Origin of the sequence: Flavobacterium sp. UW10123 (assembly GCF_040538975.1) — a bacterium.
Lineage (GTDB): Bacteria > Bacteroidota > Bacteroidia > Flavobacteriales > Flavobacteriaceae > Flavobacterium.
Window position 1 is genome coordinate 25,078 of record NZ_JBEWQE010000009.1, and the last position, 22,693, is coordinate 47,770.

The 22,693-nt window shown below is 33.6% G+C and carries 19 protein-coding genes; 9 read left to right on the top strand and 10 right to left on the bottom strand.

Features of this window, described 5'->3' with window-relative positions; all coding sequences use genetic code 11:
• Nucleotides 1–30: 30 nt before the first annotated feature.
• The gene (locus ABXT06_RS11490; protein ID WP_354590894.1) at nucleotides 31–1,581 is read left to right on the top strand and encodes a vWA domain-containing protein; all 1,551 of its coding nucleotides are present in this window, start codon (nucleotides 31–33) and stop codon (nucleotides 1,579–1,581) included.
• 102 nt (nucleotides 1,582–1,683) lie between these two features.
• Here the strand turns inward: ABXT06_RS11490 and ABXT06_RS11495 are convergent, their stop codons facing one another.
• The 8 genes from ABXT06_RS11495 to ABXT06_RS11530 form a co-directional block, all read right to left on the bottom strand.
• Nucleotides 1,684–2,430, bottom strand: a complete 747-nt coding sequence (locus ABXT06_RS11495) for a tetratricopeptide repeat protein (protein ID WP_354590895.1) — start codon at nucleotides 2,428–2,430, stop codon at nucleotides 1,684–1,686.
• Between the two features lie 100 nt (nucleotides 2,431–2,530).
• A complete protein-coding gene (locus ABXT06_RS11500; protein ID WP_354590896.1) occupies nucleotides 2,531–4,276 on the bottom strand; it encodes a BatD family protein in 1,746 nt (581 codons plus the stop codon).
• A gap of 117 nt (nucleotides 4,277–4,393) precedes the next feature.
• Nucleotides 4,394–5,158 (bottom strand): tetratricopeptide repeat protein, encoded by a 765-nt coding sequence (locus tag ABXT06_RS11505; protein ID WP_354590897.1) that lies wholly within the window; start codon nucleotides 5,156–5,158, stop codon nucleotides 4,394–4,396.
• A 39-nt stretch (nucleotides 5,159–5,197) separates the two neighbouring features.
• Complete coding sequence (locus ABXT06_RS11510) at nucleotides 5,198–6,232, bottom strand: vWA domain-containing protein (protein WP_354590898.1); 1,035 nt, start codon at nucleotides 6,230–6,232, stop codon at nucleotides 5,198–5,200.
• 142 nt (nucleotides 6,233–6,374) lie between these two features.
• Nucleotides 6,375–7,376, bottom strand: a complete 1,002-nt coding sequence (locus ABXT06_RS11515) for a vWA domain-containing protein (RefSeq protein ID WP_354590899.1) — start codon at nucleotides 7,374–7,376, stop codon at nucleotides 6,375–6,377.
• Nucleotides 7,376–9,013: a hypothetical protein gene (locus tag ABXT06_RS11520; RefSeq protein WP_354590900.1), complete on the bottom strand. Its 1,638-nt coding sequence runs from the start codon at nucleotides 9,011–9,013 to the stop codon at nucleotides 7,376–7,378. The genes ABXT06_RS11515 and ABXT06_RS11520 overlap by 1 nt, the downstream gene beginning before the upstream one ends.
• Before the next feature lie 64 nt (nucleotides 9,014–9,077).
• Nucleotides 9,078–9,941, bottom strand: a complete 864-nt coding sequence (locus ABXT06_RS11525; protein ID WP_354590901.1) for a DUF58 domain-containing protein — start codon at nucleotides 9,939–9,941, stop codon at nucleotides 9,078–9,080.
• 80 nt (nucleotides 9,942–10,021) lie between these two features.
• A complete protein-coding gene (locus tag ABXT06_RS11530) occupies nucleotides 10,022–11,026 on the bottom strand; it encodes an AAA family ATPase (protein ID WP_111425207.1) in 1,005 nt (334 codons plus the stop codon).
• A gap of 212 nt (nucleotides 11,027–11,238) precedes the next feature.
• On the opposite strand from ABXT06_RS11530, the gene ABXT06_RS11535 reads away from it, so the two are divergent.
• The 4 genes from ABXT06_RS11535 to ABXT06_RS11550 all read left to right on the top strand — a co-directional run bounded on the left by ABXT06_RS11535 (nucleotide 11,239) and on the right by ABXT06_RS11550 (nucleotide 14,736).
• The gene (locus ABXT06_RS11535; RefSeq protein WP_354590902.1) at nucleotides 11,239–12,114 is read left to right on the top strand and encodes an aldo/keto reductase; all 876 of its coding nucleotides are present in this window, start codon (nucleotides 11,239–11,241) and stop codon (nucleotides 12,112–12,114) included.
• A gap of 18 nt (nucleotides 12,115–12,132) precedes the next feature.
• On the top strand, nucleotides 12,133–12,639 hold the full coding sequence (locus tag ABXT06_RS11540) for a GNAT family N-acetyltransferase (protein ID WP_354590903.1): 507 nt from the start codon (nucleotides 12,133–12,135) through the stop codon (nucleotides 12,637–12,639).
• Nucleotides 12,640–12,726: 87 nt separating this feature from the next.
• Complete coding sequence (locus ABXT06_RS11545; RefSeq protein ID WP_354590904.1) at nucleotides 12,727–13,482, top strand: SDR family NAD(P)-dependent oxidoreductase; 756 nt, start codon at nucleotides 12,727–12,729, stop codon at nucleotides 13,480–13,482.
• Between the two features lie 108 nt (nucleotides 13,483–13,590).
• Complete coding sequence (locus tag ABXT06_RS11550; RefSeq protein ID WP_354590905.1) at nucleotides 13,591–14,736, top strand: ATP-binding protein; 1,146 nt, start codon at nucleotides 13,591–13,593, stop codon at nucleotides 14,734–14,736.
• Nucleotides 14,737–14,833: 97 nt separating this feature from the next.
• Here ABXT06_RS11550 and ABXT06_RS11555 read toward each other — a convergent pair whose 3' ends face one another.
• Nucleotides 14,834–15,577 (bottom strand): DUF3298 and DUF4163 domain-containing protein, encoded by a 744-nt coding sequence (locus ABXT06_RS11555; protein WP_354590906.1) that lies wholly within the window; start codon nucleotides 15,575–15,577, stop codon nucleotides 14,834–14,836.
• Between the two features lie 104 nt (nucleotides 15,578–15,681).
• On the opposite strand from ABXT06_RS11555, the gene ABXT06_RS11560 reads away from it, so the two are divergent.
• Complete coding sequence (locus tag ABXT06_RS11560; RefSeq protein WP_354590907.1) at nucleotides 15,682–16,824, top strand: cystathionine gamma-synthase; 1,143 nt, start codon at nucleotides 15,682–15,684, stop codon at nucleotides 16,822–16,824.
• 160 nt (nucleotides 16,825–16,984) lie between these two features.
• On the opposite strand, the gene ABXT06_RS11565 is transcribed toward ABXT06_RS11560, so the two are convergent.
• On the bottom strand, nucleotides 16,985–17,776 hold the full coding sequence (locus tag ABXT06_RS11565; protein WP_354590908.1) for a THC0290_0291 family protein: 792 nt from the start codon (nucleotides 17,774–17,776) through the stop codon (nucleotides 16,985–16,987).
• 328 nt (nucleotides 17,777–18,104) lie between these two features.
• On the opposite strand from ABXT06_RS11565, the gene gdhA reads away from it, so the two are divergent.
• The 3 genes from gdhA (at nucleotide 18,105) to recO (ending at nucleotide 22,644) form a co-directional block, all read left to right on the top strand.
• Nucleotides 18,105–19,448, top strand: a complete 1,344-nt coding sequence (gene gdhA / locus ABXT06_RS11570) for an NADP-specific glutamate dehydrogenase (protein ID WP_177211774.1) — start codon at nucleotides 18,105–18,107, stop codon at nucleotides 19,446–19,448.
• A 126-nt stretch (nucleotides 19,449–19,574) separates the two neighbouring features.
• The gene (gene porZ, locus ABXT06_RS11575) at nucleotides 19,575–21,857 is read left to right on the top strand and encodes a type IX secretion system anionic LPS delivery protein PorZ (RefSeq protein ID WP_354591057.1); all 2,283 of its coding nucleotides are present in this window, start codon (nucleotides 19,575–19,577) and stop codon (nucleotides 21,855–21,857) included.
• 73 nt (nucleotides 21,858–21,930) lie between these two features.
• Nucleotides 21,931–22,644: a DNA repair protein RecO gene (gene recO, locus ABXT06_RS11580; protein ID WP_354590909.1), complete on the top strand. Its 714-nt coding sequence runs from the start codon at nucleotides 21,931–21,933 to the stop codon at nucleotides 22,642–22,644.
• Nucleotides 22,645–22,693: the final 49 nt, after the last annotated feature.

Sequence of the window (22,693 nt, forward strand, 5' to 3'; positions counted from 1 at the left end):
CCTTTTATTAATTTTTTAAAAACTTACTTTATGAGAAATCTTAATTTCTTTATGATGGCATTCCTCGTACTTACTATTTTCGGCTGTAAGAAAGTTGATTATGCTACCGTGGAAACTGCAGACTCTACTGCAATTGCAGCTACGACCGATTTAATTGAAGAGGAAAATTATATTCCTGAGACCAATACAGAAAGCTATGCGGGATTAGAAGAAAATCCGTTTGAATCTCCGCTAAAAGAACCGCTTTCTACATTTTCTATCGATGTTGATAATGCATCGTATACCAATATCCGCAGATTTATAAACGAAGGGCAGAAAGTTCCAAAAGATGCCGTTCGTGTTGAAGAAATGATCAACTTCTTTAAATACAAATATCCACAGCCAGATGGTGAACATCCGTTTGCGATTAATACAGAATACAGCGATTGTCCGTGGAATAAAAACAGCCGACTGCTAAAGATTGGTTTGCAGGGAAAAAATATTCCAATGGCAAATTTGCCGGCTACTAATCTTGTTTTTCTTGTGGATGTTTCTGGTTCGATGGATGAGGCAAACAAATTACCATTGCTGAAAGAATCAATGAAAATTTTAGTGAAAGAACTTCGAAGCATCGATAAAGTTTCGATTGTGGTTTATGCGGGATCTGCAGGAGTAGTTTTGGAGCCAACTTCGGGAGATAATAAAGACGAAATTATGGATGCTTTTGATGATTTGCATGCAGGCGGAAGCACAGCAGGAGGAGAAGGAATCGAATTGGCGTACAAACTCGCACAACAGAATTTTATCAAAGAAGGAAACAATAGAGTAGTGATAGCTACGGACGGAGATTTTAATGTTGGCGCTTCTTCTGATGATGATATGCTGAAATTGATTGAACAGAAAAGAGAATCTGGTGTTTTCTTAACCGTTTTAGGATTTGGAATGGGAAATTACAAAGACAGTAAAATGGAAATTCTTGCCGACAAAGGAAACGGAAATTATGCTTATATCGATAATATTCAGGAAGCGAATCGTTTTCTTGGAAAAGAATTTAAAGGGTCAATGTTTGCTATCGCGAAAGATGTAAAAATCCAAATTGAGTTTAATCCGAATCATGTTCAAGCGTATCGATTGATTGGTTATGAAAACCGAAAATTGAATGCAGAAGATTTTAAAAATGATAAAATTGATGCGGGTGAATTAGGAAGCGGACATTCGGTTACGGCTTTGTATGAAATAGTTCCAGTTGGCGTAGAGAGTGATTATGTTCCGTCAGATTTGAAATACACTAAAACGCCAAAAGCAACTGAAAATCATAACGATGAGTTGGCAACTGTAAAATTCAGGTATAAAAAACCTGATGGCAACAAAAGTGTTGAAATCGTAAATGTTATAGCAGATAAGAAAACAGACTTAGAAAACAGCTCTGCAGATTTCAAATTTACAACGGCAGTTTCTTGGTTCGGATTAAAACTGAGAGATTCAAAATACATTGCCAGCAGTTCAAGTTCGGAAATCAAAAAATTGGCAAAATCTGGTTTATCTAATGATGAAGATGGTTACAGATCTGAATTTGTACGATTGGTTGATGCAGTGAATTAATTATTAAATTCCAAATAATTTAAAATTCCAAAAAAAATAAAATCCCAAATTCCAAAACAGTAATTGGAATTTGGGATTTTTATATTTAAATATTTTAAAACTTTATTTCACTTCTTTAATTGTTGAAGAATCAATCCAGCCTTGTGTTCCGTCTGTCAGCTCGATTTTTTTCCAGCCAGCAATACTTTCCAAAACATAAACTTTTGCTCCTTCGTGCAATAAAATAATGCCATTTGAAGATTTTTCAGGTTTGTGTCGTACTTGGCTTAATTCAGAAAAAACAATAGCAACACGATCGTTTTCAAAATGATTTTTTTCAGATATTCCAGCCGAAATGCTTAAAGTAAAAGCAACCAGAATGATAAACATTCCGACAAAATAAATTCTTTTTGCCAATGTAGCATTTGAAAAATAATACCCGATAAAACTCAATAAAAATACAAAACCAAGCGAAACAGAAATTTTAGCCCAAGTATTATAATCAAAAATAGAAGTAAAGTTCTGAATCAGTTTGGCAAAACCTACTTTTGGAACTTCTTTGATTTCGTCAATAGTCAGTTTTTTGGCAAATTTTAGGTTGTTTAAAGTTTCAGGATCGTTCGGTTTAAGAACCAAAGCCTTTTCATAATTATAAATTGAAGGCGCAACTTGATTTAGTTTGTAATAACAGTTTCCAAGATTAAAATACAATTCGGCAGACTGCAGTTTATCTTCTTTTATAATGTTCTCATAAACCTGTGCCGCTTCTTTATATTGCCCTTTTTGGTACAATGCATTTCCTGCTTCAAAGCGCCCTTGCGCAAAGAAAACCTGCGAGATGAATAAAAAGAGATATAGTATGTTTTTCATTTTCTTTTTTAATAAGATTTTCAACTTTGCGAACTTAAATTCGACCCAATCTAAATCATTTTTCTTAGCTCCCGATAGCTATCGGGATTGCGTAAAAAAATTAAACAATCTGTTTTTCTAATTCAGAAATAATCATAACCGCTTTATCATAATCCTGCTGAATCGAAGCGCTCGATGCTGGTGCATAACGTGCAAATTCGCAGTTTTCAGTTAAAGCAATAAAATTCTGAACCGTTTCTGCATTTGCATTTCTAGACAATAGCAATTCTCTAATATTGTCTTTACTCATTTCTGAAGTTTCAATATGCAGTTTAGCTTTCAAGAAATTATGCATTGCTTTTTCAAGTGCGATATAGAAAGGCTCTTTGTTGTTAAGATGTTTCTTCGCTTGCGATAAATATTTCTTAGCCAGCTTATTGTTCATTCTTATTCTGTTTCCAGTAACATCACTATCCATAGCTTCTTTTTTCTTTCTAGCTAAAATGATAATCGGAATAATGATGAATGGAGCAAACAATAATCCTAAATACAGATTTGAATCGTAAAAATCCTTTTTCTCAATTGGAATTAATGCTGTTTTAGATTTAATGTTTTTGAATTGATCTGCTTTGGCCACAACATTTTTAGAAGCTGCTCCTGTATTTGCCTCAGCAGGTGTTGGCCCGTCTAAAACATCAATCATAATTTCTTTTGAAGTGATCGTTTTATAAGTTCCGCTACTCAAATCAAAATACGAAAACTGCATTGGTTTAATGGCATATTTTCCTCTGTATTGAGGAACAATAGTATACTTATCTGTAATTCTTCCAGACATACCCGTTAGAGAAGTTGTTACACTCTCATCATGAACAGGATCATACATTTCTAGTGCATTTGGAACAACTGGTTTTGGAAGCGTAAATAACTTCATGTTTCCAGTTCCCTGAGCACTTACAATTAAGTCTAGGCCTTCGCCATTTTTAAGTGTTGTTTTTGATGGAGTAACCGTAAAGTTCAATTTTCCGACAGCACCAGTAAAACTTTCGGGTTTTCCAGTTTCAGGAAGTGGTTTTACGTTAATTGTTTTTGCCCCAGCAGAAACTACTTTATTGCCTTGTGTTGTAATCATTTGGCCAAACATATCACGACGATTGGAAGCCATTTCTATTTCAATATCTAAAGAAAGAGGATCAATTGTCAATCTTCCAGACTTTTGCGGATATAAAACGGTTTTCATCAAGATTACAGAATAACATCTCTGACCTTTATAATTTCCTTCTTCAATCTGTAATTGCTTAATGGCTATATTCTGATTCCAGAAATCATTGTATTTAGGTTTTGCCAATTCTTTAAAACGGTTTACTCCGATATTATTAAAATATAATTTGTAAACAACTGTAATTGGTTCGTTTAAGTAAGGATTTGTTTTTGAGATTTCGGCAACAAGTTCCAATAATTCGTCAGGAGATCCTGGAGGTCTGTCATTTGGATCTCTTTCTTGAGCAACTGCATTGGTTACTGTAACCTTTATCGGATTGGTTTTGTAAACCTGCCCATTAAATTCTATTGCTGCCTGTTTGATTGTTATAGCGCCTTTTCTCTCAGGCTGTAAGATATAAGAATATATTTTTTGAAAAGAACTGCGTCCGTTTATCCAAGATTGGCTAATCTGTTGGCTTGGACCAGCAACCATTTTAAATCCATCAAAAGAAGGCTGTTCGAAATTATCTCCGTCAACATTCATGATGAAATCAATGCGAAGTCTTTCGTTTACTCCAAGTGTATTCTTGCTGACTCTGGCTTCAAATTGCACCTGAGCCATCAGTCCTTGAAAAGTGATTAGAAATAGAATTAAATATCTTTTCATTCTTTGTTTTAGTCGTTGTTTATTTAGCTGTTAAACTGTTTAACCGTTTAATCGTTTAACTGTATATTCGATTAAACAAATAAACAAATAAACAATTAAACGATTAAACTCAAAATCCTACCAGTCTTTTTCTGTTTTCTTAGGATTTGCTTTTACTTTCTGAGCATTTACTTTGTCCTGAATTTTCTTTTCTTCATTATTTACCGCATCTAATAAATTCTGAACTCGCTCTTTTGATATTCCGCCTGGCTGTGGTTTTGGCTGTCCTTGGTTGTCAGACTTATCATCTTGCTTAGGATCATTTTTGCCGTCTTTTTTGTCCTTGTCTTGGTCGCCTTTATCGTCTTTTTTATCCTTGTCTTTATCTTTATTGTTATCCTTGTTCTTGTCTTTATTTTTATCCTTATCCTTGTCTTTGTCCTTGTTTTTATCTTTGTTCTGGTCGTTTTTCGGAGGATTTTCTTTTAGTTTTTGTTTCGCGTAAGCGTAATTGTAACGCGTTTCCTCATCTGTCGGATCATTGCGTAAGGCTTGCTTATATGCTTCAACTGCCTGAGTGTAATCTTTCTCTTTCATGAAAGTATTTCCAAGGTTATGGTAGGCCTTGTGTTTTTCAGGTCTTGTTTTGGCATTTTTTATCGCTTTCGCGTAAGCAAATTTAGCTTCCGAAACTTGATTTTGTCTGTAAATGGTATTTCCTAAATTATAGGCTGCTGCAGTTTTTTTAGGGAATTTTGATTCCGAAATTCTATAGTTTGCCTCAGCATCAGTAAATTTATTCTGCTTATATTCTTCATTCCCAACAGGCAATGATTTGTCTTTTTCTTGTGCAGAAACTGCAAAAGAAACGGTTAGTAAAATATAAAGAAGTAAATTTTTCATTCTAATTTTGTTTTCTGTTCTGAATTTCACTCTGAACATTTATTTCTTTTCATTAAATAAATCCAACTCTTTGATCCAGTTTGTTTTTCTTTCTAATAAGAAAATATCTAGGAAAAGCAGTAAAAATGCAAATCCGATAAACCATTGAAACTGCGATTGAAACTCGGCCATTTGAGTAGCTTCAAATTCTGTTTTCTGAATATTGTTTAAAGCATTCTTCACATATTCTAAAACTTCTTTTGTGCTTCCGCCGTAAACATAACCACCTTTGGTTGCTTTTGCAATTGTTTTTAAACCTTCTTGGTTTAATTTGGTGATTACGGTTTCTCCGTTTTGATCTTTCTGATAGCCTCTTACAACACCATTTTCTTTTAACGGAATTGTTCCTCCTCGTTCTGTTCCAACACCAATTGTGATAATTTTCATTCCTAGTTTATTGGCTTCTTCGGCAGCAGCCATCGCACCTTCAGAATGATCTTCTCCATCAGAAATCAGAATTAATAATTTGCTGGTTTTGCTTTTTTCATCAAAATAAGTTGAAGACAATTTAATTGCTTCATCCAAAGAAGTTCCTTGAGAAGAAACCATTCCTGGACTCATGCTTTGCAGGAACATTTTCGCAACGCTATAATCTGATGTAATTGGTAAAACCGGGAAAGCACTTCCTGCGTAAGCTACAATTCCGATTCTATCACTTCCTAAATTGTTGATGATCTGCGAAACTAACTGTTTGCTTTTATCCAAACGGCTTGGAACAACGTCTTCGGCAAGCATACTTTTAGAAACGTCGACTGCAAAAACAATATCAATACCTTCTCGTTTTACGGTTTCCATTTTAGTTCCGATCTTCGGATTTACTAAACCAATAATTAAGCAGGTAAGCGCCAAAAGAATTACAACAATTTTTAAAACAGGTTTAAAAACCGATTTCTCCGGACTCAATCTTTTTACCATTTCTAGATCACCAAATTCTTGCTGTTTTCTTCTTTTCCAATACATATTGAAAAGAAAAATACACACCACAATTGGGATAAGTATTAAAAGATATAAATATTTTTTTTCGTCTAATTCCATAAATATTTTTAAAATTCCAATCTCAAATAACTGTTGAGATAAATTCCAAATTCCAAACTTGTTTAAACTCCAATTCTAAAAATTTCAAATTCCAATTTGTTATTTGGAATTTCATTTTTGGAATTTTTTAATTTTTTCAAAATTAAATGAAGCTTCTGTAAACTGTATTTCTTAATCCAACTTCGAGCAATAATAAAAAGCCTGCAAATAAAACAAAAGCTCTGTATTTTTCATCATAATCATAGAATTTCAATTCTTGAATTTCTGTGGTTTCCAATTTATTGATTGAGTTGTATATTTCTGCTAATTTATCGTTGCTAGTAGCTCTAAAGTAAGTTCCGTCTGTTTTACGGGCAATACTCTTCATCAATCTTTCGTCGATTTCAACTTTCTGCATTTTGAATAAGAAACCTCCGTTTGGCGCATAAGCATATGGTGATTCTGCCATTCCGTTTGTACCAAGACCAATTGTATATACTTTTATACCGTATTGTTTTGCAATGTCAGCTGCAGTTTCAGGTTCGATAAATCCAGCATTGTTTACACCATCAGTAAGCAGAATAATAACACGGCTTTTTGCTTTACTATCTTTTAAACGGTTAACAGCAGTTGCCAATCCCATTCCAATTCCTGTTCCGTCTTGTAAAACCGTGTCGTATTTAATACCTTTTATGGCTTCAAGAATGATTGCTTTGTCACTAGTTACAGGAGTCTTAGTATATGCTTCAGAAGCGTATAAAACCAATCCGATTCTATCGTTTGGTCTTTCTCCAACGAAATCTGCAGCAACTCTTTTTAAAGCTTCCATACGGTTTGGCTTTAAATCTTTTGCCAGCATAGAACCAGAAACGTCAATTGCCATTACAATATCGATTCCTTTTGTTGTTTTGGTCTGGTTGCTAATATCTACTGTTCGTGGTCGAGCCAAAGCTATAATCAAAGAACATAAAGCAAGAATTCTAAAAACATATAAAGCAGGTTTGAATTTTGTCCAAAACGATTCGCTGTTTTGAAATCCTGCAGTCGAACTCATTTTTAAGGTAGCCGATTGCTGGTTGCGTTTCCAGAAAAACCAGATTATTGCAATCGGAATTAATAGAAACAACCAAAGAAATTCTGGATTTAAAAAACTGAAATTACCCATTAGTTGTTTGCTCTTTGAAGTTCAACAGAATTTAAGATTCGAGTTGTAATCTCGTTCGCATAAGTATCGCCTTCTTCATGTAAAATCAAAATTTGCTGTAAACCTTGATCTTGTTTGAAAAGCAGTAATTCATAATATGCTTTCGTACTCGTTTTGGTTGCCGGATTCAAAACTGTCATTGTTCCGTAGCCTTTTATTCCTTGAATACCTTCGTTTGTTTGAAAATCTTCTTGTTTTACTATAATATTTTGTCCGCCTTGAGCCTCAATGATTTTTAGAGTTCCTTCAAGGGTTTTGCTTAAGTCAATATCGGTTGGCTGTTTAAATTTAGATGTAGAAACCGTAACATAGAAATTGTCAATCATGCTTCCATATGTAAAAAGCTGCATTTCTTTGATAAGTGCCATAGCTTCTTTTGGAAGAACTTTTTGCGCATCCATTCTTTTTAAAACCTTTGGAGTTTCAATAAGAACAGCTGGATTTCCGTAAGCGCTTTTTACCCATTCGCCTTCTAATAATTCTTTAGATGGATGACCAATTATATTATCTTTTACATAATTGAATCCTTTAGTAACCACAAAGAAAGTTGTTGTAGCAAATAATAAAAGTATGATAGCACCAACAGAATAACCAATTCTTGCATTACGCTGTTTTTTAAGCTGTGCTTGAATTTGTTTTTGTCTTTGCGCTTCGTTTAATAATTGATCTTCGATATCCTCAGGAACTTCTGTCGGGATAGCATTATCAAGTGTTAAAATTACTTTCTGAATTTTATTTTTATCCTCTTTGATTTCAAATTCAAGCGGTTTTGATTTCGCAAATTTTACTAAATCGGCCTGACGCAAAACGCGCTCTAAGTTTTCTACTGTTTCAGGAGTCAGTGTCATTTTCTTTTGAGTCGATGCTGTTCTAATTGCTGCAATTAACTCAGAAGTTGTGCTTTCCATTGCTGGAATATGAATTGCTTCTTCGATGTAATTTCTAGCGATATCAGTTAATTCGCTATAGTATTCTTTAATTTCACCTTTTTGAACCAGTTCTTTTTGCTCTAAGTTGTTTAATAAGCTAGTTGCTTTTTCGATAGGTGTTTTATAAACTTCTTCTTCAATTTTTTTCAGCTGACGTTTTTTAACGTACCAATAAACGAAAGCTCCAATTCCAATAATTGCTAAGGCAATTAAAACATAAATCCACCAAGTTCCCATTCCTTCATCTGCTCTAGAAATGTCCTTGATGTCATACATTTTTTGCTGTAAAGTGTCCACTTTTACATTGGCAACTTCAACTTTAATCGAATCGCTGTAAAAAGGCTTTTTGTCAATTAAGATTTTAACGCTTGGAATAGTATAATGGCCAGAATCAAACTGTGTTAAACCATATTTTTTAATCAATTCATAATTAGTAGCATCTTTCTTAACCGTATCAATTGGATAAGATTGAATTACTTCTAATGGACCAATATTTTTAAGTTTTGGAAATTCAACCTTTGATGTTGAAGTCACAACCGTTTTTAAGGTCAGTTTGAACTCAGCACCAATCTTATTTTTGGTGGTATCAATACTCGTTTCTACTTGTTTTTGCTGCGCAAAAATCATAGTAGAGAAAAGCAATAAAAATATATAAAGTTTAAATTTCATTTGATTTATGATTGAAGATTTTAGATTAACGATTTTTGATGGGTTAATCAAAACTGTCAAATTTTTATCGTGATTTGAAATAGCCTAATAGTTTAGTAACGTAATTTTCGTCTACTCTGGTATTTACAATTCCTGCTCCTGATTTACGGAAAGTATCTTTAAAGTAGTTTAACTTTTCCTGATAATGTTTCTCGTAATTCATACGAACAGCTTTTGAACTTGTGTCTACCAATTGTATTTTTCCAGTTTCGGCATCCAGCATCGTAACCATTCCTAAATTTGGAATTTTTTCTTCGCGGATGTCATAGACACGAACACCAGTAATATCATGCTTTTTAGAAGCAATTTTTAAAGTATGCTCGTAAGAATCAGACATGAAATCGGAAATCATAAAAATGATCGCTTTCTTTTTTTGAGTTCCAGATAAGAATTTTAAAGCTTGAGCGATATCTGTTTTATGGCTTTTTGGTTCAAATTCGATTAATTCGCGAATGATACGAAGTACATGCGAACGTCCTTTTTTTGGTGGAATATATAATTCTACAGTATCAGAAAATAGGATTAAACCAATTTTGTCATTGTTTTGCGTAGCCGAAAAAGCCATCGTTGCCGCAATTTCGGTTACGATGTCTTTCTTAAATTGATTTTTAGAACCAAAGGACTCAGAACCCGAAATATCGACCATTAAAACCATCGTCAATTCGCGTTCTTCTTCAAAAACTTTAACGTGAGCTTCGTTGTAGCGTGCGGTTACATTCCAATCGATGTTACGAATATCATCTCCGTATTGGTATTGACGCACCTCGCTAAACGTCATTCCTCGTCCTTTAAATGAAGAGTGGTATTCTCCCGAAAAGATATGATTACTCAGTCTTTTCGTCTTGATTTCTATTTTCCGTACTTTTTTTAAAAGCTCTTTTGTATCCATTTGATTTGTTTAAAGTTTAAAGTTTAAAAGTTTCAAGTTTGTCTTACAACAACTTGAAACCTGAAACTTGAAACAAATTTTTAAGGTACTTCAATCTCGTTAACGATTTTGTTGATAATGTCTACAGAAGTAATGTTTTCTGCTTCTGCTTCGTAAGTGATTCCAACTCTGTGACGTAAAACATCGTGAACAACCGCACGAACGTCTTCTGGAATTACATAACCACGGCGTTTGATGAAAGCATAACATTTAGCTGCATTAGCCAAGTTGATACTTCCACGAGGAGAAGCTCCAAAACTGATAAGCGGTTTTAAATCGGCTAATTTGTATTTTTCTGGATAACGCGTAGCAAAAATGATATCCAAGATGTATTTTTCGATTTTTTCATCCATATAAACTTCACGAACAGCTTCTTGCGCACGTAAAATTTGATCTACAGAAACTACAGGATTTACTTTTTCGAAAGTTCCTTTTAAGTTCTGACGGATTACAAAACGCTCTTCGTCAATTTTTGGATAATCAATCACAGTTTTTAGCATGAAACGGTCAACCTGTGCTTCAGGAAGTGCATAAGTACCTTCTTGTTCAACAGGGTTTTGAGTTGCTAATACTAAAAACGGACGATCTAGTTTGAAAGTTGAGTCACCAATTGTAACTTGTTTTTCCTGCATCGCCTCTAAAAGCGCTGACTGAACTTTTGCAGGAGCACGGTTAATCTCATCGGCAAGTACAAAATTGGCGAAAATTGGTCCTTTTTTAATAGAGAACTCGTTTGCTTTAATGTTGTAAATCATGGTTCCGATAACATCGGCAGGTAATAAATCTGGCGTAAACTGGATACGGCTGAAAGATCCTTGAACCGCTTGAGAAAGCGTATTGATGGCTAAAGTTTTTGCCAGACCAGGAACTCCTTCCAATAAAATATGCCCTTGTCCAAGTAATCCGATCAATAGACGCTCGACCATATGTTTCTGACCCACAATAACTTTGTTCATTTCCATTGTAAGAAGGTCTATAAAAGCACTTTCTCTTTCAATTTTTTCATTTATCGCTCTAATGTCTAAAGTCGTTGTATTTTCTTCCATATAAATATTTTTAAAACCTTGATTTTTACGCCTAATTTTTGAGAGTGCAAATTGAATATTTTTTGAGAAGTAAGATGTTAAAGAATGGTTAAAACTTCGACCAATGACCTAATTTTAAGGAGTAATTGTGAATCTATTTTTATATTTTTAAGAACTTTGATGATTATGTTTTATAAAAGCATAATTATTACCAAAAATAACGCATAATTATTATGAGCAAAACAGTCTTATCGCCTATAATTTCGGGCACTATGAATTGGGGAGTTTGGGATAAAAACCTTACAACCAAAGAAATGGAAAACATGATACAAGTGAGTATCGAAAACAAAATTACGACTTTTGATCACGCGGATATTTACGGTTCGTATACGACCGAAGCCGATTTTGGAAAAGCCTTTCACGCAAGTAAGATTGATCGTGAAAAATTACAATTAATTACCAAGTGCGGAATTCAGATGATTGCTGAAAAACGCCCTGAAAACAAAATCAAACATTACGATTATTCTAAAGACTATATTGTTAAGTCTGTAGAAACTTCTTTGAAGAATTTAAAAACAGATTATGTAGATGTTTTTTTACTTCACAGACCAAGTCCGTTAATGCAGGCTGACGAAATCGCAGAAGCGGTAGAGAAATTAAAAGGCGAAGGAAAAATTATTGATTTTGGTCTTTCAAACTTTACAAGTTCTCAAACGGAGTTAATTCGCAGTAAAACTGAAGTGAGCTATAATCAGGTACAATTTTCGGCAACGCATTATGAAGCAATGACAGACGGAAGTTTAGATTACATGCAAACACATGGCATTCGTCCGTTGTCTTGGAATCCGCTTGGAACTGTTTTTAGAGAAGATACCAAAAAAACACGTCGTTTGAAAAAGCTGTTTTCTGAATTAGTAGAAAAATACCATTTAGGGTCTGATACTTTATTATTAGCTTGGATTTTAAAACACCCAGCAAAAATAATTCCGATTGCGGGAACAGTAAACATTGCTAGAATTCAATCTTTGATGAAAGCTGTAGAATTGGAAATGGATAATCAAGATTGGTTTGCTATCTGGACAGAAAGTATGGGCGACGATGTGCCTTAATTTATACTATTCTGAAAAATGATATACCTAGAAAAATTTGATAAAAAAGATTATTCTGAATTGATCGATTCTGTCAAAAATGCCAAAGATTTAATGCAATTTGGTGGGCCAGAATTTGCTTTTCCTTTAACAGAAGAGCAGATAGATAAAACGCTTTCTGATGTAAATAGAATTGCTTTTAGAGTTGCAAATATTTCTAATGGCAATACGATTGGACATTGCGAAATTTACTTTTACGATGGTTTTGCAAAATTAGGTCGAATCTTGATTATGGATCAAAATCAAAGAGGAAAAGGAATTGGCGAGCAGATGGTGACTTTATTGCTGCACTATATTTTTGAAAGCAGGAAAGAAAGAAATGTTGAGTTGAATGTTTTTGACTTTAATATCGGAGCTCAAAAGTGTTATGAAAAAGTTGGGTTTACTTTAAATCCCGATAAAAAAAACCTAAGAGAAGTAGATGGAGAAACTTGGACGGCGCTCAATATGGTATTGAATTTAGAGGAGTGGATGAATAAGAATTAAAAATAGTTGCCACAGATTAAAAGGATTTTCACAGATTGAAAAAATCATTTAAATCCTTTCAATCTGTGGCAAAATGAAATAAATAAAATGAAAAAAACAGTTTTAATTACTGGCGCTACAAGCGGAATTGGAAAAGCAACTGCTCAGATTTTAGCAAAAAACAATTATAAAGTTGTTCTTTGCGGAAGACGTCAAGACCGTTTAGAAGAACTTCAAAAAGAACTTTCTGCTTTTACAGAAGTACATTCTTTAGCATTTGATGTTCGAAACAAAGAAGAAGTTTTAGAAAAAATAGGCGCTTTGCCAAACGAATTTTCGACAATCGACGTTTTAATTAATAATGCAGGAAATGCACATGGTTTAGATCCAATTCAAAATGGCGATTTAGACGATTGGGATGCGATGATTGATATTAATGTAAAAGGACTTTTGTATGTTTCAAAAGCAATTATTCCGCAGATGGTTGATAGACAATCGGGACATATCATTAATATTGGTTCGACGGCTGCAAAAGAAGTGTATCCAAACGGAAATGTATACTGTGGTTCCAAACATGCAGTTGATGCTATTACAGCAGGAATGCGAATCGATTTGAATCCGTTCGGAATTCGAGTTGGAGGTATTCATCCAGGAATGGTAGCAACAGAATTCAGCGAAGTCCGTTTCAAAGGAGACGCAGAAAGAGCAGCAAACGTTTATAAAGGATTTGATCCGCTACAAGCAGAAGATATTGCCGATATAATTCACTTTGTGGTTTCAAGACCTTATCATGTAAATATTGCCGATTTGGTTGTGATGAGTACGGCGCAGGCATCTTCGACGATTGTGAAGAAAAATATTTAAATAAAATCGAATAGAGAGACGCACAGTAGTGCGTCTTTTTTTTAATTTTAAGTTTTAATAAATTAAATTAGTGCGAATTAGTGCAATTCGTGGCAAAATAAAACCGACATGATTAATAAGCGCCTTTTAATTAAAAATCTCCTCGCTCATAATGACGAAAGCAGTTTTTATGATAAGAAAAGGCAATTGAATTTACATTCTAGAGAAGGAAAAGGAAAGTTTTTAAAACATATTTGCGCATTATCCAATTCCAATCCAAACAATAATTCTTATATCGTAGTTGGAGTAGAAGATCAGGATAATGAAATTGTTGGCGATGATTTCTTTGATGATAGCCGAATTCAGAATCTGGTCAATGCTTTTTTAGAAAATCCGCCTAAGATTCAATATGAAAACGTCCCTTTTCCGAACCTTCCAAAAGATAAAGTAATCGGTCTGGTTACTATTAAACCTAAAAGTAAAATCTCATACTTTAAAAAAGGAATTCACACCATTCTTGCTAATAGTGTTTTTATAAGACGCGGCAGTAATTCTATTCCTTTAGAAGAACACGAGGAAATCGAAAAAAGCAATCAGAATACAGAAACCGTAATCGGAATAGAAAACAGCTCTCGAAATAGTATTCAATATACTTTAGACGGAGTTATCGATTTTATGAATTTCAGACATAAAGATATGTCGCCAAAATATCGCGTTTTCAAAGAATTGTTTGTAATCTGTTGGGCTGGAGTTCCAAAAAAAATGCGAGATAAAACGTATTTATCGCGAGTTGATATTGAATTGATAAACGAACAGATTAAACTTTTTTATTCTGCACAAGACGTTGTTACGATTGATTATAATGATGATACTTTTACCATTACAGAATATGTTCCTTTAGGGTTGAATGACAAAACGAGTTATTATCCGCTTGAAGAACAAACCATTCATTTTTTTGATAATGGATATTATAAAATTGATCGTCAAATGCTTTTTCAGCCACCAGAGTTTAACCGAAAAATGTTGCATCATATTTATAATTCTAATATAGCGCTGCTTAGAAAACTTGAAAAGGAGATATCATTATCTGATCGCGAAATGAAAGATCTAGAGAATTTGCCTTCTACCTTTATGATTTGTCATTTGAATGGTTTTGAAGATGCCAGACAAAAATTAATTGATGCAAAATTGCTTTTGAAACCTTACAAAAACGTGTATTCTTCTTTTAAAGAAGCATTGAGGGTTTTGCGTAAGATGAAGTATGATGTTCAATAGAAAGGTACAAAGGTTCAGAGCAACAAAGTGACAAAGTTTTTCCTGTAGAGGCGCACTGCAGTGCGTCTAACATTTGCTGAATTTGTTTTTTAATTATTTATTTAAAATTCAAATATTGCCGCACTTCTTCATAAGGAAATATAAGTTCTTTTGGACCATCTGCATAAGATGCGGCTTCGTATGAGTTGTAATATAAAAGTAAACCTGCAGAAGTATAAAAGATGTTTTGAGGGAGTTGAAACTTGTCATTTTCAAACATTAAACCTGTAGCATTAATATTGGCTTTTTCGGGGATTTTATATTTTGATCTGAATGTTTTTTCAGCGAAAGCTTTAAACTCTTTTTCGTTTTTAAATAATTGTTTGTTGAAAATCGTTTTCCCTGTTTTTTTATCGAATAGCAATGAGCGGTAGCCTTGATATCCGTGGGCGCCTCCAGTAAAAGTGTAATGATCAATTTTAAGATTCAGAACTTGATCAGATTCAAATTCTACATTTCCAATTATTTTAGCTTCCCAGCCAAAAGTATCGTTTGGAAATTTTTGATGCATTTCTTCATAAGAAACAATAAAAGATTTTGCCAATGATTGATAATCATCGACTTTCACTGAATCTTCTTCGAAAAATACAATCTCCTTAATAACAGCGAAGACTTTTTTATTGATACTGTCTGATATTATTTTAATATTTTTAGCAATTGGAACTTCTATGGTGATTTTTGGGCAGTCATTTGCGCACGGAATAGTAGATTTCTCTTCAAACATTTCATTCTCAAATGAAAGCTCTTTTTTGCAACTTGTAAAAATCAAACACAAAAAGAGTATAAATATGTAATTTTTCATATCAAAAAGTGTTAATTATCTACAAAGGTAAGAAGTTGTGTCGCGATAAAATAAATTAAGCGGTAAATTTGTAAAAGAATTAAGGAATTAAAATTTATAACTATATGAAATTCAATACAAAAGTTATTCACGGAGGACAGCATCATGATCCAAGTACAGGAGCTGTTATGCCACCAGTGTATCAGACTTCAACATTTGTACAAACAAGTCCAGGAAAACCTTTGGCAGATTACGAATACAGTAGAGCTTCAAATCCGACTCGTACTGCTTTAGAAGATGCTTTGGCTAGTATTGAAAACGGAACTCGCGGATTAGCATTTTCGTCTGGTCTTGCTGCGACAGACTGCGTTTTAAGATCTTTTAAAGCTGGAGACGAAATCATTGCAATGGATGATTTGTATGGCGGAACATACAGAATGTTTTCTCGAGTTTATAAAGATTCGGGTATTAAATTTCATTTTGTTGATATGACGAATATCGAAAAATTGAAAAGTTTAATTAACGAAAATACAAAGTTAATCTGGGTAGAAACGCCAACAAATCCGTTGATGAAATTGGCGGACATTCAAGAAATAGCAAAAATTACTCAGGAGAAAAAAATCCTTCTTGCTGTAGATAATACTTTTGCAACTCCATATTTGCAAAAACCTCTTGATTTAGGAGCTGATATTGTTATGCATTCGGCAACTAAATATTTAGGAGGACATTCTGATGTAATTGCCGGTGCTTTAATTGTAAAAGATAAAGACTTAGGGGATCAATTGCATTTTCAGCAATTTGCAACTGGAGCTACACTTGGGCCAATGGACAGTTTTTTAGTTTTAAGAGGAATTAAAACTTTAGCTTTAAGAGTTCAGAGACATTGTGAAAATGGAGAAAAAGTAGTTGAATATTTGAGTAATCATCCAAAAATTAAAACAGTTTATTATCCAGGTTTAGAAAGTCACCCATTTCATGAAATTGCTAAAAAGCAAATGAAAGCTTTTGGTGGAATGGTTTCTTTCGATTTTAAATCAGGTAAAAAAGAAGATTCGATTGCGTTTTTAGAAAAACTGAAAGTATTTACTCTTGCTGAATCTTTAGGTGGAGTAGAATCATTGGCTAATCACCCAGCATTAATGACACACGCATCGATTCCTGCTGATAAAAGAGCGGAAGTTGGTATTACTGATGATTTAGTGAGATTAAGCGTTGGTATCGAAGATGCAGAAGATTTAATCGCCGATTTGGAGCAAGCCTTGGCTTAAGATAAAATCCAATAAGAAAATCCCAAATTCCAATTTTTCTTTTAGGAGTTTGGGATTTCTTTTTTAATACTTAGATATTTAAATGTCTAAATGAAAAATCCCAAATTCCACTTTAATAGTTTTGGAATTTGGGATTTTTATATTTTGGGATTTTGTTTTTTTAGAATTCTAAGTAGTAAATATATCCGAAGTTAAACCAAACCTGCCAGTCGTTAGATTTGTTTTCTTTGTAGATATCTTTATTTGGGTTTAATCCATCGATCCAATCTGAGTTATACGTTTGGAAACGAGTTTCGAACATTAAATCGCTCATTTCTGTTAGTTTGTAATGAACTCCGATTGCTGCGGTTGCAGATAAAGCTACACCTGTTTCGGTAGAAAATCCATGTGCACGTCCGTCAGATGGAGTTAAATATTTTCCTGGAGTGTTAGCAGGAAGTGAAATGTCTCCTAAATGAGAGCCAACTTTTGCTGAATAATAGCTGACCTGAAACCCTAGAGCTCCGTACGGACTGAAACTACCAACTATGTTTTCATAATCGTGGATTTTCATAAAAGGGGAAAATTCAACTTGGGCTCCCAAACTTACTATGCTTGAGCTAGCATGCATATTTTTTAATTGTGTAGCAAACAATCCGTTTGGTTTGTATTCAACCCATTGTCCAGAATGTTTTAATGTAGTCTTACTGTATGATAGATCAGTTCTTACCTTAAAATGTTCGGTGAAAAAGCTTTCTCTATTACTATAAGTTGAAAAATTAATGAAGTGCATAATTCCAACACCAAAACCAGTGTTTCCCACATTGGTATCGAAGTTGTTTCTTTCACCAAAATCGGACTGTAAAGTAACTGGTCCTGCATAGATTCCAATCTCTTGGGCTAATCCTTGTGCTGATACAGCAGTTGAGATGCCCAATAAGGCAAATAATGTGATAAATAGGTGCTTAGGCATTTTTTAGGGGCTTACAAATCGAGGCAAATATATAAAAAACCTAATCGATTCAAAATATTAAATCGCTGTATTGAAAAATAACTAACAAAATACTTAATTTACTAACTTTTAAAAGGTGATTTGCATGTAAACACCTACATGAAAAATGTGTTTTTTTTGGAATGTTTGAAAAAACCACAAATCGATTCAAAAAAGTGAAAAATGTAACATTGAATCATTATTTGCTATATCTTTGTCAGTTAAAACGAAAACGTTTTCTTAAACGTAATTTCTTATTTTTATAAGAGTAAAAATTAAATCTAAATTATCTGAAAAATTTATTTCAAAGATGGAACAAAAAATAAATGAATTTATGGCTCTTGTTGAGTCAAAAAATCCAAACGAGCCAGAATTTCTTCAAGCTGTTAGAGAATTTGCTGAAACAGTAATTCCTTTTATATCTGAGCGTAAAAAATATGATGGAAAGAATATTCTTCTAAGAATTGCCGAACCGGAAAGATCAATAATATTCAGAGTTCCGTGGGTAGACGATAAAGGAGAAATCATTGTAAATAGAGGTTTCAGAATTCAAATGAACTCTGCAATTGGACCTTATAAAGGAGGGATTAGATTTCACCATACAGTAAATTTATCAGTTTTAAAATTCCTTGCTTTCGAACAAGTTTTCAAAAATAGTTTAACAACTCTTCCGATGGGCGGAGGTAAAGGAGGATCTGATTTTGATCCGGAAGGAAAATCTGATGGAGAAATTATGCGTTTCTGCCAATCATTTATGACAGAATTATGCCGTCATATTGGGCCAGATCTTGACGTGCCAGCTGGAGATATTGGTGTTGGAGCAAGAGAAATTGGTTATTTGTTCGGACAATACAAAAGAATCAGAAATGAATTTACTGGAGTTTTAACTGGAAAAGGTTTGGCTTACGGAGGTTCATTAATCAGACCTGAAGCAACAGGATATGGTGTAGTTTATTTTACAGATCAAATGCTTCGTACTATCGGACATGAGATTAAGGGTAAAAGAGTAGCTATTTCTGGTTTCGGAAACGTAGCTTGGGGAGTAGCCTTAAAAGTAAATGAATTAGGAGGAAAAGTAGTTACGATTTCTGGACCTGACGGATACATTTATGATGAAGAAGGAATCTCTGGAGAAAAAATTGACCATATGGTTGAAATGAGAGCTACTGGAGATAACAGAGCAGAAAGGTATTTAGAGAAATATCCAAATGCAATATTCCATAAAGGGAAAAGTCCTTGGGAAGTAAAAGTAGATATCGCAATTCCATGTGCTACTCAAAACGAATTAAACGGTGATGATGCTAAGAAATTAATCGATAATGGCGTTTTATGTGTGACTGAAGCTGCAAATATGCCTTCTACATTAGACGCTATTAAACTTTTCTTAGATAACAAAGTATTATTTGCGCCAGGAAAAGCTGCAAATGCTGGTGGTGTCGCTGCTTCTGGATTAGAAATGACTCAAAATTCAATACGTTTGAACTGGACTAGTGAAGAAGTAGATTTGAGATTGAAAGAAATCATGATCGGAATTCATAACCAATGTAAAAAATACGGTGCTGAAGAAGACGGATATGTGAACTACGTAAAAGGAGCAAACATTGCCGGATTTGTAAAAGTTGCCGATGCGATGCTTGCACAAGGTGTCGTTTAAAATTTACTTACTACTATAGAAATACCCTCGATTGTCTGGATAAGATATCGAGGGTATTTTATTTGTGCTAAAAATTAAATAGAATCTGGTTTGTAGTATATTTGCCTTAATCGAATACATTAAATGATGAAAAGAGTATTTTTCTGCGGTTTGTTTTTACTTCTCATACAGTTTTGCGGGGCGCAGAGCAAATTGTCTTGGCAGGGATATTTCTCATTTAATGAAATAAAAGATATTTCGGAGTCTGCAACGAGTGTATTTGCGGCTTCAGAAAATGCATTGTTTTCAAAAAATACAGCAATAAATATTCTTAAAACCACCACCACCGTTGATGGGCTATCAGGTCAGACTATTTCTGCGGTTTATTATAGTGAAGCATTCAAAAAAACAATAATCGGCTACGAAAATGGTTTAATGATTTTAGTTAGTGACAGTGACGGAAGTATTCTAAAAGTAGTTGATATAATTAATAAACAACTGCCAGCTAACACAAAAAAGATCAATCATTTTATGGAAGACAATGGATTGGTTTATGTTTCTTGTGATTTTGGAATTGTGCAATTCAATCTGAAAACTTCACAATTTGGCGATACATATTTTATTGGTGATAACGGAGCTGAAATAAGTGTTAAGCAAACCACCGTATTTAACGGATTTATTTTTGCAGCAACATCGAGCGGGATTAGAAAAGCGGATAAGACAAATCTTAACCTTGTCGATTACAATCAATGGTCGATTGTAAACGGAGGAAACTGGTCTAGCGTAGAAACTTTAGATAGTCAGCTTATAGCGATAAATGATTCTGGATATATTCATAGATTAAATTCAAACACATTTGTAGGCTTTTTGCAACTGCCTCAAGCAGCAGTTGACACAAGATCAAAAAATCATAATTTATTTGTTACAACTGCTAATACTGTTTATGTATATAATAATCAGATGGTGCTGAATCGACAAATTACAAATTCTGAGGTTTTAGATAATACTTTGAATTTTAGTTGTGCAACGGCGGTTGGAAATCAGGTTTTTATTGGAACAAAAGAAAAAGGTTTATTCGCATCTTCGCTTAATAATATTGCAGGTTTTGAGAATATTACTCCTTCGGGACCAATCCGGAATAATATTTTTGCTATAGATGCGGGTTCAAGCGTTTTGTGGACAGTTTATGGTGATTACGACGCTTCGTATAACCCTTATCCTTTAGACAGCTATGGAATCAGCAGATATAATACCTCAGGCTGGCTCAATATTCCATATTCTGAGGTGTATGACGCAAAATCTATTACAAGAGTTCTTGTTAATCCAAACAATGAAAAACAAGTTTATGCGAGTTCATTCTTTTCTGGTTTGGTAAAAATTGAAAATGATGTGCCGAATTTTTTATACAACGAAAAAAATAGCGGTTTAGAATCTATAACAACAGCTGGGCCAGATTATATCGATGTTCGTATTAATGCAACGGCATTTGATAAATCTGGAAATCTTTGGGTGACAAACAGCCGAATTAAAAATGGACTGAAAGTTTTAAAAACAAATGAGCAATGGAGTAGCTATTCGATGGCTTCTATATCAGAAGATGTAGAAGAAGAGAATTATTCAAGTATAACCATAGATCGCAATAATGTAAAGTGGATTGGGACTTATAAAACTGGAGTTATTGGATTTAATGAAAGTACTAATACCTTTAAAAAAATGACTTTTGGTACTGATGCTGGTAATTTGCCTATTGCAGATGTTAGAGCAATAGCTTTAGATACAAAAAATCAGCTTTGGATCGGAACAACAAAAGGTTTGCGAGTTTTGTCTAACGTCTCGAGTTTTCAGTCAGAAAGTCAACTGAAAGCTAATCCAATTATTATTACAGAAGATAATTTAGCTCAAGAATTATTATACGAGCAATTTGTTACTTCTATTGCAGTTGATGGTGCGAATAATAAATGGATCGGAACTGCCGATTCTGGAGTATTTATGGTCTCTCCAAATGGTCAAGAAACGAAATATCACTTTACTATAAATAATTCTCCATTACCAAGTAATTATGTAAATGATATTAAGATAAATGCTAAAACGGGAGAAGTCTTCATTGCAACCAATAAAGGATTAGTTTCGTTTAACGGAATTGCAACAGAGGCAAACGATGATTTGAGTAATGTATATGTTTATCCAAATCCAGTTCGTCCAAATTATAACGGAACAGTAAAAGTTGCTGGACTAATTGATAAAGCGAATATTAAAATTACGGATATTGAAGGTAATTTAGTTTACGAAACAACTTCTGAAGGCGGAACAATCGAATGGGACACAACTGCTTTTGGTAGATATAAAGTAGCATCTGGCGTTTATATGGTTTTTATCTCAGCAGAAGATGGAGGGGAAACTAAAGTTAAGAAAGTTATGATTATACGTTAGTCTGAAAGTTGAAAGTCAAAAGTTGAAAGTCCAAACGATCTAGAATCTTCAATCTAAAATCTAAAATTATTTTGTGCTCGTAAAAACTAAAGCCATAGTAATCTCTTCTCTAAAATTTCAGGAAAAAAGCTTGATTGTAAAATGCTTTACACTTTCTAGCGGACTGAAATCTTATTTTGTGCGTGACGCTTTTTCGAGCAGAAAGGCAAGTCAGAAGATTGCTTATTTTCAGCCTTTTTCGATTTTAGAAATTGAAGCAGTTCATAAAAATAAAGGAACACTTGAAAATTTTAAGGAAATAAAAAGTGCCGTTCCGTTTCAGACTATCCATACTGATATTGTGAAAAGTACAATGGTTATGTTTCTTTCAGAAATGCTACATTATTCTATTCAAGAGGAAGAAAAAAACGAACAGTTATTTCTTTTTTTAGAAACTGCGCTAACTTGGCTGGATCATCATGATGAAATTTCTAATTTTCATTTAATTCTACTTTTAGAAATTACAAAATATCTTGGTTTTTATCCCGATATTTCTGAGATCGATTTACCTTTTTTTGAAATGAATGAAGGCGTTTTTACCCTTTTTCAAAAAGCAAATGTGCTTTCAGAACATGAAACCAATTTGTTTAAAAAACTGCTTGATTTAAAATTTGATAATGGTCAAAAAATTTTTCATGTCGTGGAAAGACAAATTCTTCTGAAAATTCTAATTGACTATTATAGTCTGCATTTAGAAGGATTCAAGAAACCTAAATCTTTAGAGGTTTTAAAGGAAGTTTTCTCTTAAATCAATAAAAAGGATATTATTTATTGCGGAATCTACTCAAAATTTGCTG